At 40.6% G+C, this 13,305-nt stretch carries 13 protein-coding genes; 3 read left to right on the top strand and 10 right to left on the bottom strand.

Features of this window, described 5'->3' with window-relative positions:
* The 4 genes from WG954_RS19050 to WG954_RS19035 all read right to left on the bottom strand — a co-directional run bounded on the left by WG954_RS19050 (position 1) and on the right by WG954_RS19035 (position 4,272).
* Complete coding sequence (locus WG954_RS19050) at positions 1–381, bottom strand: BlaI/MecI/CopY family transcriptional regulator (RefSeq protein WP_340438459.1); 381 nt, start codon at positions 379–381, stop codon at positions 1–3.
* Between the two features lie 145 nt (positions 382–526).
* A complete protein-coding gene (locus WG954_RS19045) occupies positions 527–1,330 on the bottom strand; it encodes a DUF4382 domain-containing protein (protein WP_340438457.1) in 804 nt (267 codons plus the stop codon).
* Positions 1,331–1,493: 163 nt separating this feature from the next.
* Positions 1,494–3,866 carry a sodium-translocating pyrophosphatase gene (locus WG954_RS19040; protein ID WP_340438455.1) on the bottom strand — a complete coding sequence of 791 codons (2,373 nt, stop codon included), beginning with the start codon at positions 3,864–3,866 and terminating at the stop codon, positions 1,494–1,496.
* 163 nt (positions 3,867–4,029) lie between these two features.
* Positions 4,030–4,272: a hypothetical protein gene (locus WG954_RS19035; protein ID WP_340438453.1), complete on the bottom strand. Its 243-nt coding sequence runs from the start codon at positions 4,270–4,272 to the stop codon at positions 4,030–4,032.
* 12 nt (positions 4,273–4,284) lie between these two features.
* Here WG954_RS19035 and WG954_RS19030 point away from each other — a divergent pair, with 12 nt between their 5' ends.
* The 3 genes from WG954_RS19030 to WG954_RS19020 all read left to right on the top strand — a co-directional run bounded on the left by WG954_RS19030 (position 4,285) and on the right by WG954_RS19020 (position 5,759).
* The gene (locus WG954_RS19030; RefSeq protein WP_340438451.1) at positions 4,285–4,839 is read left to right on the top strand and encodes an RNA polymerase sigma factor; all 555 of its coding nucleotides are present in this window, start codon (positions 4,285–4,287) and stop codon (positions 4,837–4,839) included.
* An 11-nt stretch (positions 4,840–4,850) separates the two neighbouring features.
* The gene (locus WG954_RS19025; RefSeq protein WP_340438449.1) at positions 4,851–5,210 is read left to right on the top strand and encodes a hypothetical protein; all 360 of its coding nucleotides are present in this window, start codon (positions 4,851–4,853) and stop codon (positions 5,208–5,210) included.
* A gap of 153 nt (positions 5,211–5,363) precedes the next feature.
* On the top strand, positions 5,364–5,759 hold the full coding sequence (locus WG954_RS19020; protein ID WP_340438447.1) for an Hsp20/alpha crystallin family protein: 396 nt from the start codon (positions 5,364–5,366) through the stop codon (positions 5,757–5,759).
* Between the two features lie 57 nt (positions 5,760–5,816).
* Here the strand turns inward: WG954_RS19020 and WG954_RS19015 are convergent, their stop codons facing one another.
* From WG954_RS19015 to WG954_RS18990, 6 genes are all read right to left on the bottom strand, one after another.
* The gene (locus tag WG954_RS19015; RefSeq protein WP_340438445.1) at positions 5,817–6,929 is read right to left on the bottom strand and encodes a BamA/TamA family outer membrane protein; all 1,113 of its coding nucleotides are present in this window, start codon (positions 6,927–6,929) and stop codon (positions 5,817–5,819) included.
* 12 nt (positions 6,930–6,941) lie between these two features.
* Complete coding sequence (locus WG954_RS19010) at positions 6,942–8,441, bottom strand: NAD(P)H-hydrate dehydratase (RefSeq protein ID WP_340438444.1); 1,500 nt, start codon at positions 8,439–8,441, stop codon at positions 6,942–6,944.
* An 81-nt stretch (positions 8,442–8,522) separates the two neighbouring features.
* Positions 8,523–9,020 carry a hypothetical protein gene (locus WG954_RS19005; RefSeq protein ID WP_340438443.1) on the bottom strand — a complete coding sequence of 166 codons (498 nt, stop codon included), beginning with the start codon at positions 9,018–9,020 and terminating at the stop codon, positions 8,523–8,525.
* A gap of 5 nt (positions 9,021–9,025) precedes the next feature.
* Positions 9,026–10,183, bottom strand: a complete 1,158-nt coding sequence (gene nhaA / locus WG954_RS19000) for a Na+/H+ antiporter NhaA (RefSeq protein WP_340438441.1) — start codon at positions 10,181–10,183, stop codon at positions 9,026–9,028.
* 70 nt (positions 10,184–10,253) lie between these two features.
* Positions 10,254–12,149 (bottom strand): OstA-like protein, encoded by a 1,896-nt coding sequence (locus tag WG954_RS18995; RefSeq protein ID WP_340438439.1) that lies wholly within the window; start codon positions 12,147–12,149, stop codon positions 10,254–10,256.
* A 6-nt stretch (positions 12,150–12,155) separates the two neighbouring features.
* Positions 12,156–13,148 (bottom strand): MlaD family protein, encoded by a 993-nt coding sequence (locus WG954_RS18990; protein WP_340438438.1) that lies wholly within the window; start codon positions 13,146–13,148, stop codon positions 12,156–12,158.
* Positions 13,149–13,305: the final 157 nt, after the last annotated feature.

Below are 13,305 nucleotides of genomic sequence, written 5' to 3'. Positions count from 1 at the left end.
TTACTGCTGTTTCAGGTTATCAATTAGTTTTTGAATTTCATCCAGCTCTTCTTTCGAAGCTTTGTGATTGCCCAAGGCCTGCATCACCAATTGTGAAGAAGAACCCTGGAACAAAGTATCGATCATCTTACCTACAAATTGCTTCTGTGTTTTTTCACGGGAAATCAAAGGGGTGTATTTATGAGTTTTGCTGCTCTCATCACGTTTCACCATTCCTTTTTCATGCATGATCTGCATCAACTTAAGGGTAGTGGTATAACCGGCATCCTTTGTTTTGCTTAGTTCTTCGTGTACGTCTCTTACGGTTGCTTCGCCACGCTCCCATAAAACACGAAGGATCTCCAATTCACTTTCCGTAGGTTTCATTTGCTTAATACTCATTATTTACGACTTGTTTCGTATCAAATATACGACCTCGTTCGTAAAAACCAAATCCGTTCATAAAATTCAGAAATGGTTAACAAAAGCAGTGTGCACAAAAAAACCGCCCGGAAAGGGCGGTTTAAACGGACATCAAAGGAAACAATTATTTTTTCTCCAGTTTCACTGTATCAACAATGGTGATTTGACCGAGTGTTACTGGCACTGTGCGAGTTGCTGTTTTATGAATAGTATCGTTAGGTACATAAGACAAACTGTAGCTACCTGCAGGGATATCCCTGATCATATAATTACCGTTACCAACTTGTGTAAAGGTTGATGCGATGGTGTCAGGTCCTTTGATTGCATAAATTGCTGTTACAATTGAATCAGGCGCAACTACACCTTTTACGCTACCGCCAGACGGAACAAACGAAAGAATGCGGAGAACGGGTTTCAGGATATATTTTCCGCTGTTACCTGCCTTTACAATTGATTTACCTGCGTCAAAATCCAGGATAAGACGATACAGTATACCACCAGTAACATCCTGCTGGATCTGTACTTTCAAACCAGACTGTTGTGCACTTGGTGTTGTGAGAGCGATTTTTTCACCACTTTTAGTGATGATGTAATTATTGTCGCCGAGTAAAAGCCGGATCTGTGAAATACGACCTACAGGAATTTCTGCATCTGCAAGAATGGTATCCTTACCATTGGTAAAGTTGAGCAGATTGTAAAGACCGGGATAAGAATTGGCAAGAGTGATTTCGGCACTGTCGCCCATTTTAATGGCAATGCCTTTAATGTCAACCCAAACTTCCTTTACGTTAGGATCCGGTGCATCCGTTAATCGAACTTGTAAACGGGGCTTATCGCCGTTGCTCTTGTTCTTCTGGCAACTAACAGCCAGCAACATTGTAGTCATGATCGCAATTCCGGAAAGAATTGTACTGAATTTCAGTTTCATAAAGTAAATTTTATTAATTAAGAATCCAATTCGTGATGCATACTATCCAAACATCATTCCAGATTTAATAAAAAGACAGTTTAGGGTGATTTTTTTTAGTTGGTATATGAAAAACCCCGGAAAAATTCCGGGGTCAATTCATTAAAATATATCATATGAATCATTAATTCACATCGATCTTCAATTCTGTTTTGCCATTTAAAAGAGATTGATATTTCTCCAATACTTCTTTCGGCTGTACAGCACCGTTAATGCTAAGTTGATCGTCTTTCAATTCAATACTGAATTTCTTTGCATCAACCAAGCCATCGGCAACAATCGCTGCTACAAAAGGATTTTCAAATTTTGTATCCGTAGTTGCAGTAGTTTGTTTAATATTTACTTCAACTTTTTGCTCATTATTTGCATGACCACCTGTGCCATACATCTGTGCAAGGGTAGGAGCAATTACCAATGAAACGATCGACATTAATTTAATAAGGATGTTCATTGATGGACCAGAAGTATCTTTAAATGGATCACCAACAGTATCACCAGTAACAGATGCTTTATGTGGCTCAGATTTTTTATAGAACGTTTCACCGTTGATCTCAACGCCTTTTTCAAAACTCTTCTTTGCATTATCCCATGCACCACCTGCATTGTTCTGGAACATTCCCATCAACACACCGCTTACAGTAGCACCTGCGAGGAAACCACCTAATGCTTCAGGTCCCATTGCAAAACCTATGATCAATGGCGAAGCAATAGTGATAGCACCCGGCAACATCATTTTCTTAATAGAAGCTTCTGTTGAAATCGCCACACACTTATCGTACTCAGGTTTGCCTGTACCTTCCATGATACCAGGAATGGTACGGAACTGCCTGCGCACTTCTTCCACCATTGCCATCGCTGCTTCACCTACTGCACGAATCGCCAGTGAAGAGAAGATGAACGGGATCATCGCACCAACAAATAAACAGGCCAATACATCAGCTTTATAAATATCAATGCCACTGATACCGGCAACACCAACGAACGCAGCAAATAAAGCCAACGCTGTTAAGGCAGCAGAAGCAATGGCAAAACCTTTACCTGTTGCTGCAGTGGTGTTACCAACGGCATCCAACACGTCTGTTTTTTCACGAACCTCTTTTGGTAATTCACTCATTTCAGCAATACCACCGGCGTTATCGGCAATAGGTCCAAAGGCATCAATCGCCAACTGCATAGCAGTGGTCGACATCATACCTGCAGCTGCAATGGCTACACCATATAAACCTGCACACAAGAATGAACCATAAATACCGGCAGCCAATACAAGAATTGGTAAGAATGTAGATTCCATACCTACAGCCAAACCACCAATTACGTTAGTTGCATGACCGGTAGAAGACTGGCGGATGATGCTCAGCACAGGGCGTTTGCCCATGGCCGTATAGTATTCAGTAATGATGCTCATTAAGGCACCCACTACCAAACCAACTGCGATAGCTCCCAATACACCCCATTTGGTGAATTCAGCACCACGCAGTACCATTGTTTCAGGAAGAATAAAATAAACTAAACCCACACAGGCAATAGCTGTGAGAACGATCGATCCCCAGTTACCCATGTTCAAGGCTTTCTGCACATTATCTGTACTGATGCCTGCACTGTCGCTCACACGAACCATCCAGGTACCAACAATAGAAAAGAGAATACCAATACCGGCGATCATCATTGGTAAAAGGATAGGAGCCATACCACCAAATGCATCGATTGATTTGGTTTCCTGGCCAAGTACCATTGTTGCCAATACTGTTGCAACATAAGAACCGAACAGATCGGCACCCATACCAGCCACATCACCTACATTATCACCTACGTTATCGGCAATAGTTGCAGGGTTACGTGGATCATCTTCAGGAATACCTGCTTCTACCTTACCAACCAGATCAGCACCAACGTCGGCAGCTTTTGTATAAATACCACCACCTACACGTGCAAACAGGGCAATTGACTCAGCACCTAATGAAAAGCCCGTAAGCACTTCAATAGCCGTGAGCATTTCTGCGCCATTGACATCGGCACCGGCAGGAACAAAGATGGCTTTGAGTATAATAAATAAACCACCCAAACCAAGCACAGCCAAACCTGCTACACCAAGTCCCATTACAGAACCACCGGTGAACGACACATTCAATGCCTTGCTTAAACTTGTACGTGCGGCTTGTGCCGTACGTACGTTGCTTTTGGTTGCGATCTTCATACCAATATAACCGGCAGTTGCACTAAAAACTGCACCCACAATGAAAGCGAGGGCAATGCTCCAGTGGCTGTTGGGGTTCGCCATTGACATTACGCCCAAAAGAATAGCAACGATTACTACGAAATAACCGAGCACTTTCCACTCAGCTTTTAAGAAGGCCATTGCACCTTCAGCAATGTAATTACTGATTTCCTGCATCCGTGCATTACCGGCTTCCTGCTTTGAAACCCAGTTATACTTCACAAACATGTACAGCAAGCCAACGACTGCCATAGCGGGAACGAGATAAATCAAATTCTCCATAAACAATAATTCTATGTTGTTGATTTTTATTAAGATCACCCGTAAAAGCCAGCGTGATCAAGGGCGGCAAAGATAGGGGAATGGGTGTAAAATAGTATAAGGCGTTAAGGGTTGTGGAAAAGCGGGAAAAACGAGTTATTTAGTGATGAATTTTTGGCCATGGTTACGGGTTAGGAGTTCTATCGTTCTTGAGTTCAAAGTTTGCCCCACTTCCCGGCTTACGCCCTTTGGATATTGAACCTTGTTTTTTGGAGTTTTCCCTTGTTCCTTGCTCCTTGTGCTGTCCCGTATTTGCTTTTGTTTTTTGGAATTTGGTTTTTCTTCCTTGTGCCCTGTTTCTTGCTCCTTGTTCCTTTTTCTGCATCTTTAAAGTAAAATCAATCAGCCTTCGTTCTTTCTTAAACAAATGTACGATGGCATGGAGGCAATGGCCCGACAGCAAACAATCATATCAACCATAAGCAACTACAGCAGGCAGTTGTTTGGCTTTATACGTAGCCGTGTGAAGACCAACGAAGATGCCGAAGACATTCTGCAGGATGTGTGGTACCAGTTCAGCAACTTACCGGCTGTGGACGATATTAATAATATAGGCGGATGGTTATTCCGGGTAGCCCGTAACCGTATTATTGATAAATCGAGAAAGAAGAAAGATGCCTTGCTGGATGATTATTCCTATGAAGATGATGATGGTGTAAGTTTCTTTTCATCTATACTCCGGAGTGACGATGAAAATGCCGAAACACAAAGTATGCAACGTTTGTTTTGGGATGAATTGATGGATGCCCTGCAGGAACTTCCGGAAAAACAACGAAACGTATTTGTGTGGAATGAACTGGAAGATATGACGCTCCAGGAAATTGCCGACCGTGAAAATGAAAATATTAAAACCATTATCTCACGCAAGCGGTATGCAGTGTTACACCTGCGTACAAGACTTGAAACATTGTACAACGATTTTCTAAACAATTAATATTTTTAACGATGATGAGGAACAGGAATAAAAAATGGATGGCCTTAATACCCGTGCTGATTATTGCAGCGGTGTTTGGGTTTGGATGGCTGGTGATGTTTTTGTGGAACACGGCATTGGTGCCGGCAACAAATTTGAATGCCATCAGTTTCTGGCAAGCGATAGGAATACTTTTATTGAGTAAGATATTGTTCAGTGGTTTTGGCGGAAAAGGAAAACACAGAGGTGGCCCCGGCTGGAAACAAAACTGGAGCACAATGACCGATGAAGAGAAAGCCCGTTTTAAACAGGAGTGGTGGAAACGTTGCGGTCGTTACCCGGAAGAAAAAGTAACAACCACAACTGTTGAGAACAAACAGGGTGCTGAATAAATTACGCACTATACATAAAGGATTCAATCATTTTTAACCCGGGCATTGCCCGGGTTTTTTGTGCAGTATAGTTAACAAAAAGGGTTAAAGTATTTTTTTTAATTGTCCGTCTGTTTTAGAGTAAACATTTTTTCTAACAAAAAAGAAATGACTATGTATCATCAGTCACACGCCGCAAAAGGCGATCACTACGGAAGCAGCAAACGGCACCTGCTTTACCGTTCAATGCAACGAGCCGCAGTTAATATTTACAAAACCGAAACCAGTTTTGAAATGCTGGTATTTGCACCCGGACGAATCAAGGAGCATTTTGCGGTGAATGTAAAAGGGAACGAGTTAACTGTTTCCTACACACCACCGGAAGGCTTTCCAAAATTCGATTGGGTATTACGTGAATACAGTCGTGGTGGTTTTGCACGTACGTTCACGTTAGATGAAACCATTGATGCTTCTGCTATTACAGCAAAGTATGAAGATGGTGTGTTGCAGGTGAGCTTGCCTGTTATTGCAGGTGCGCAATCCAAACAACAGGAGATAAAGATTAGTTAGGTTGGTTTTTGGTTAAGTTCAAAGGCGGTCCGTTTATACGGACTGCCTTTTTTATTTTTAAAATGCTTCTCCAAACTGAAGGTAAAAACCATTGTTGCCTTTGCCATTTCCAAAACCATAATCGAAACGGATATGCAGTTTTTCATTTTTGTTTACAGCAAACCGAAGTCCACCGCCATACGAATATTTCAAACGCTGTAATGAAAGTGTACTGAAACGTCCTGCTACATCGCCCATACCTGCAAAGCCAACAGCGCTGATGCGTTTATACAAATGAATACGATATTCTGTTTGCAGACTCAGCAAATGATCATCCCTGTAACGGCCACTGTAAAAACCACGCATCCTGTCGGCACCACCAAGTGAGGCAATGCTTCTGATAGGTATATCGGCACCCGTATTTAAAAAAGCGTATCCCTGCAACGCAAGTATCTGCTTACGTGTGATCTGCCTGAACCATCTTGCATCCGCTACAATATTGTTGAACTGATGATCGGAAAACAACAGCGATGTGTAATGTGTGGCCTGCAACGAAAATAAATGTCCTTTGTTTGGCCAGAAGGTATTGTTACGTGTGTCCCACGAAAAACTTAATCCCAAACCTGATACCTGGTAAGGATTTTTACCTGCAACATTCTGCTGATCAAACAAACCTCCAGGTTCAGTATTAATATTGATCACTCGTTGAAAATCATAAATAAGTCCTGCGAATAATTTTTGACCCAGCAAACGTTCACCATGCAGGTGAACGTAGAATTGTTTGAAATTATATTCTTCTTCATTGCTGTTGGGTGTATGATTTCCCACTCCCCAAAAGCGATCAGGAAAAGAGCTGAAGGAGAAATGACTGTTGAGAATATATTTTTCACCAGGGAAAAATACCGGTCCATTTACTGTAAACAAAAATTGTTTTCGCAGTGAATAAGTTCCAAGAAAACGAATAGAGGATGTTCGGGTAGTAGAATCTTTTTTTCTTGTTGTATAAAATGTATAAGTGCCACCTGCACCAAACGACCAATCAGTTTCAATGGATCGGGAAATAACCGGTAAAGCAATTAAATGACTTTTGTTGACAGATGAATCATTATTTGTTTGTGCTGCAACTTCGATCAAAACAAATATGTGCAGCAGGATAGAACTAAACGATTTCAGAAAGATCTTCAACTGCATGCATTTAGTTTGTTACAGTTGAAGAAATACATTGCCGATGTATTGATTGATATCACCAGACATCATTGCTTCCTGTGATAACTGTTGCGCAGCAAGATCACCTGCTGCACCATGAATATAAACGCCAAGTATAGCTGCTTCTTCTGCATTATAACCTTGTGCAAGCAAGCCCGTTAAAATACCTGTCAATACATCACCGCTACCGGCTGTTGCCATGCCTGCATTCCCTGTATTGTTAAACCACGCATCACCATTCGGACTTGCAATAAATGTATGATGACCTTTCAGTACAATTACACAATTCAACTCTTCCGCTTTTTGCAGCGCCAGTTCTTTGCGTTCGAAATCATTATTTGTTTTACCGAATAAACGTTCAAATTCTTTTGGGTGAGGAGTAAGTATACATTCTTCATGCAAAAGTTTTGTGAGATCTTTTTTGATCGATAACAGGTTTAAAGCATCTGCATCAAGTACAACGGGTTGATGTGCTGTATGCAGCAGGTTCATTAAAAGTTCTGCAGTGTGTTCGTGCAAACCAATTCCCGGTCCAATACCAATTGCAGTATATCTCGACATATCTGTTGGAAGCGTAGAAAGATGCCTTTCTTCAACATCTGTTTCAAGCATCGCTTCCGGTACAGTTGTTTGTAATACAGTATAGCCACATTTAGGTGTATGCACAGTTAACAAACCTGCACCGCTGCGCAATGCAGATTTTGCAGATAAAACAGCTGCTCCGTTTTTTCCATAACTGCCCGCCATCATCAATGCATGACCAAACACGCCTTTGTGTGAAAATGCTTTTCGTTTTTTGTAAATCGAACGAATGATCTCCCGGTCGATGAGTTGATGATAAGCAATTGTTTCGTGATAGTAAGCCTGATGCAAGCCAATATCGAGAAGGTGTATTTCACCAAAACACTCAGCATTTTCCTGCATCATAAAACAAAGTTTATGCGCCTGGAAACTCAATGTATGATCAGCTCTTGTGCAGGTGTGTTCTTTACAACTTGTATCGGCAAACATGCCTGTCGGAATATCAATGGAAATAACTGCAGCGGGAGAGTTGCTGATATGCTCCACCAATTGCAGCATTAAACCTTCGATTGGTTTATTTAAGCCGGTACCAAGTAAGGCATCAATGGCTACATCATCAGCAGTTAATACAGGAAAGAATTCTGCTGATTGAATAAAATGAATTTCTTTGGTGATTTTGTGCAGCTGCTCAAGGTTATGTTGGAAATCATCGGTGCCTTTAGCACCGGTTTCAAAAATATAAACCTTTACAGTAACAGCTTCCTGTAACAACAGTCGTGCAATGGCAAGACCATCACCACCATTATTTCCTTTGCCGCAGAAAATATGCAGCTTCTTTTTTGAGAACTGATGTTTCAATATCCAGTTGGTACATGCAATAGCAGCACGTTCCATTAAATCAATGGAAGCCACCGGTTCTTGCGCTATGGTGTAAGCATCCCATGCTCTTACCTGTTCGGAAGTGAAGATCTTCATATACTAAAGTTACAATAGCAAAGATGAAAAAGAAAAGGCCTGATGAAGATCAGACCTTTTTCAGAAACCAAGAGAACCAAATTATTTTTTAAGAAATGAGAAGCGAACTGATACAGCAACCGTTGATGCACGAAACTGAACACCTTCAATCAAATTCAATTCAGGCTTCCAGTCAAGTGTAAGGTTGATAGGAACTTCGCTGAATTGGTAATCGACACCAGCAATGCCCATTATGCCAAAATTATCGAAGCCGCTAAAGCCAACATACGCACCGGCCCCATAAAACCATTGCAGGTTAGGAACAGCATTGATCGGTTTGAATATCTCATACAATGCACCTAATGAAATTGGATCCCTGAGATTTAAAATTGCCTCTACTGCTTTGCCATTGTTGAAATGATACCGATACGTAAAACCGGTTGATACAACTTGGTCGGCACTGCCTAAACGAACACCGGCTTGATGACGGTATTGTGCAGACGCAGACAAACCAATAAATAAAAGAAGGACAATGAATGTAAGTAAACGAAGTGGCATCATATTTTTCAGATTGAAGTCAATCACCGAAAATAATGCCAATGATCTTATTGTTTTTCTTTTATGAAAAATTTAAACCAGGCATATCCAAGAATGATTGCGATGACTGACGCTACCATAACGGCCATCTTGCTAATATCCTGTGTGAAAGAATCCTTAAATGCGAGCATGGAAATGAAAATACTCATTGTAAAACCAATTGCAGCAAGCAAACCAAGACCGATCATATGTTTCCAGCTGATGCCTTCTGCTAATTGGCCGAGTTTTAGTTTCACCAATAACCAGCAAAAGAAGACGATGCCAACCGGCTTACCAACAAGTAACCCAAATATTATTCCGAGGCTTAATGAATTGCTGATATGCTGTATGAAACCTGCAGGAATATGAATAGCAGTGTTGGCCAATGCAAAAATGGGTATGATGAGAAAGTTAACGTAATTATGAAGTGAATGTTCTATTTCCGTCAATCGTTTCACCGGGATGGTGAATGCAAATAACACACCGGCAATGGTAGCATGCACACCTGAATTGAAAAAGCAGAACCACATTGCTGCACCCAACAGGAAATTCCAGAAGCCAAAAGGTAGTTTCAACTTAGTCCATAAAAGAAGAACAGCAAAAACTAATATTCCGATAAACAAATACAACAGGTGAATCGTGCTGGTATAAAAAACAGCAATGGCCACAATAGCGCCAAGATCATCAATGATGGCTAATGCTGTTAAAAATATTTTCAGCGCAATTGGTACACGATTTCCTAATAAGGATGCAATGCCGAGTGAAAAAGCAATATCCGTTGCCATGGGCACGCCCCAACCATTTGCATAAACTGTTCCACTGTTAAATAGTGTGAAGATGAGCGCAGGAACGAGCATTCCGCCAAATGCACCAGCAACAGGCAGGATGGATTGTTTTAAAGATGATAATTCACCATCAACTAATTCACGTTTAATTTCCATGCCCACCTGGAAAAAGAAGATGGCCATCAATCCATCATTGATCCAATGAATGATTGTATGAGGAAGGTAATGTGATAAATGAACTTCCGTATTCCAAAACGAAAGATAGCTATTACCCCAGCCACTATTGCTGATGATCAATGAAAGAACCGTACAGACAAGTAATGTAACGCCAACGGCACGACTGTCTTGAATAAACTCCAGTAAAGGTGAAATAAATGTACGCTTAAGGAAACTCAACGGCATGCATGAAGATAACTACAAGATGGAGAATGACAAACAGAGAAACTGTTGTTTTGAATTTCCTGTTATTTTATTAAAGGAACAACTCCAGTTTGTTCTTAGGCCGTTTGTTTTCGAGCCATTGAAAGTTTTGTAACTTCTTTTGGTCTTCCGGTAATTGGCGAATAGGGAAGGTGGTGCCTTTTACCGAACTGGTGAATTTTACTTTCTGCGGGCTACGTTCCTTGAAGTACATATCGATCATATCAGCAGTAGTCCGGTTCATGCCCACAAAAGCACTATCATCGTCCTGTGCATAGTAAATGCTTTCAGCAGTACCTTTTGCTTTTACAAAATCAAGTTCACCATTGATGAAATATCCGTTGATGGTGCGTCCCTTGATCTGGTTGAAGAAACTTGAACTTTCTTTTACGCTTTGCACAAGTAAGCCATTTTCAAATACGTAAAGGCGTTTTGGTTTCTTGTTTTCGGTGAAGATATAGATGGTATCGCCGCTAACCTGGCTGCCTTTGCTCCAAGCAACAGGATCGTGAAAAAGCTGAAATACACTATCTACACCTGAATAAAATAGACTGTCAGCTACTGCCTGCAATGAATCATTAAAGATGCGTACATGCCTGAAAGCAGTAATAAAACGTAGTGTATCTGTTTCTTCTTTGGGTCGTATTTTTTTAATCGTGGATGAATCAACGATTGCAACAGCATTGCTATCTGCCGTTGGTAGTTTGGTTGAATCACCTAATACCAATACCGGTTTTACTTTAAGTGGGGGAGGTTTGTTGCTGATGGAATCTTTTTGAGCAATCACAATTGGTTTTTCAACCACCACTGCAATTGTATCTTTTGTTTTAACCTCAATGCTGTCAGCAAGAACCAAAGAAGAATCTTTGCTGATGCTGCTTGAATCATTCTTTAAAATGGAATCAATCTGGATGATCTGCTTTCCTTTTAATGTATCAAATGCACTGATATAACCATTCTTCATTCCGGCCAGGTCTCTCATTAATCCTGAGTAAATAGTATCGGCAGCAATAAATACGGAATCTTTATTCTGCACCACAACCATCACCGGTTTTTCCGTTGCAAGAAAATTCTTCTTCTCTTTATTAAAGAAAACACGGTTGGCAAAAAGCAGTGCACCTTGCGAAGTGTCTTTGTATTGTACATTTCCTTTTGCTTCACCAAAACCTGTTTTATCATCAAAAGCAAAATCATCAGCAATCATGGTGGAGGTACTATCCTGCATACGTGAACGGCTGCCGAACTTTGCTTTCTTCAATTTCAGATCATAATAACCTTCTCTTGTATTAATGATTGATTGTCCGCTCTTGATAGTTGTTGGGGCAATAAACGTTGCAACCTGGCTGCTGGTATTATATAATAAGGAATCACTTGCCAACGCCACTTCAGGATCACTCATTTTTACGTTACCTACAAAATATATGTCTTTTATATCGGCGTAATAAAACCCTTCCTTACTATAAAGTGTTGTTTGTTTACTTTCGATACGGCCACCATTACGATAAGTACCAACCTTGCCATTCATATCGTAATCCATCTCATCGGTGTACAATGTACTGTTGCCATCGCTGAGTTTTACTTTATCACGAAAGGTGGCTAGTTTCTTAGTACCGTCGTATTGCATGTACTGGGAATAGATGTTGACAGAATCCGCATCATTGATGTGTACATTGCCATAAGCCTGCATGAAATTTGTTTTTTCATTGTACACAACACTGTCAGCCCAAAACAACGTTCTTCCCTGGCGTATGTGTACATTGCCAACAAGAATCTGCAATTGAGTAGCCGAATCAATTGTTCTGAAATCAAAACGATTGGTCTTCAGGATCTCAACGATCCTTACCGTATCACTTGATTGTGAGGGGCGGGGAGGAAGTGTTTTTTGTTGGGCAGATAATACACTCACACAAAAAAGCAAACAGCACAGTAAACCAATGCGAACAAACACGTTCAATTATTTTTGATTGTTATAAATGCTATCGGCCAATGGTGCTTTCAATGGTTCAGATTTATCTTTTTTGCCCCCAAAGACAGAAACATTTATATATCGTTTAGGATGCAGTTTAAAATCATCCAGCAAAATATTTAAACTGCGGGTTGTGTTCTGCAGATTATTATAAAGTTTCGGATCATGAATCAACAAACCAAGTGAACCATCTTTACTATTGGCTTTCTGCAAAATTCCCTGTAATTGTGTGATGCTGTTGTTAAGATTGGTAACTGTTTCCTTTAATTGTAGTTCTGATAACTTTTGCGAAGTTGTCTTAAAGTTCTCAATGGTTGTATTCAGTTTCTCGTTGTTGGTATTGAGGTTGGTGGTAAAGGCTTCAACATTGTTCAATGTCTTCGAAAGTGCTCCATTCTTGCTATTGAGCATAACGTTTAATTCATCAGATGTGCTCTTTAAATTCGCAATAGTATGTCTCAGGTTGGCTTTTGTCTTTTCATCAAACATGCTGTTGACATTACTCAATAAAAGTTTCAGCGAATCAACAGCCTGCTTTACATTGGCCATTACCGGGTCTATGCTTGTAGTAATTTTTGAAAGGATATCAGGGTTGCTGGCACTTAACAATGTATCGCCTTTTGCAAGAAATGTTTTTGAATTGCCCGGTAAAACGCTGATGGATGAATTGCCGGTAAGGCTGCTGTTAATGACAGCAACTGAATTGCTGGGGATGTTAATTTCATCGAGCAGGTTAATGGTGACAACCACTTCACTTACATCTTTATCAAGTTTATCGATCTTATATACATTACCAATACGGTAACCTTTAATTTTTACCTGGTTGGCCGGCTCGAGTGCACCTACATCGGGGAAACGTGCATAGAGCACATTTGATTTTTTGAGAAGGGTTTTGCCTTTCAGAAAATTAAAACCCAGGATCAAAAGGGTAACAGCTATTACGGTTAAGGCGCCTACCTTGGTTTCGTTGGAAACTTTCATGTGTTATGTTGATTGCTTTTACACACATGTTATGTGCCATTTAATCTTCGTTGCCGGTAAATATTGCAGCTCGAAAATGTTGAGGCTCATTTCATGAGTTGGTGAAAGAAAAGCATTTTGTTGCTTCGCTCGGGTCAAAAATAAGAAATGTTTACCC

This window comes from Lacibacter sp. H375 (assembly GCF_037892425.1).
Lineage (GTDB): Bacteria > Bacteroidota > Bacteroidia > Chitinophagales > Chitinophagaceae > Lacibacter.
The sequence above is the reverse complement of the archived record's forward strand: the minus strand, read 5'-3'. Positions and strand labels throughout refer to the sequence as shown.

Excerpts from the sequence above, each read along its gene's own strand:
- WG954_RS19030 (WP_340438451.1), top strand. The coding sequence starts at position 4,285 with ATGGAGGCAATGGCCCGACAGCAAACAATCATATCAACCATAAGCAAC.
- WG954_RS18990 (WP_340438438.1), bottom strand. The coding sequence starts at position 13,148 with ATGAAAGTTTCCAACGAAACCAAGGTAGGCGCCTTAACCGTAATAGCT.
- WG954_RS19050 (WP_340438459.1), bottom strand. The coding sequence starts at position 381 with ATGAGTATTAAGCAAATGAAACCTACGGAAAGTGAATTGGAGATCCTT.
- WG954_RS19045 (WP_340438457.1), bottom strand. The coding sequence starts at position 1,330 with ATGAAACTGAAATTCAGTACAATTCTTTCCGGAATTGCGATCATGACT.
- WG954_RS19025 (WP_340438449.1), top strand. The coding sequence starts at position 4,851 with ATGATGAGGAACAGGAATAAAAAATGGATGGCCTTAATACCCGTGCTG.
- WG954_RS19040 (WP_340438455.1), bottom strand. The coding sequence starts at position 3,866 with ATGGAGAATTTGATTTATCTCGTTCCCGCTATGGCAGTCGTTGGCTTG.
- WG954_RS19020 (WP_340438447.1), top strand. The coding sequence starts at position 5,364 with ATGTATCATCAGTCACACGCCGCAAAAGGCGATCACTACGGAAGCAGC.
- WG954_RS19015 (WP_340438445.1), bottom strand. The coding sequence starts at position 6,929 with ATGCAGTTGAAGATCTTTCTGAAATCGTTTAGTTCTATCCTGCTGCAC.
- WG954_RS19010 (WP_340438444.1), bottom strand. The coding sequence starts at position 8,441 with ATGAAGATCTTCACTTCCGAACAGGTAAGAGCATGGGATGCTTACACC.
- nhaA (WP_340438441.1), bottom strand. The coding sequence starts at position 10,183 with ATGCCGTTGAGTTTCCTTAAGCGTACATTTATTTCACCTTTACTGGAG.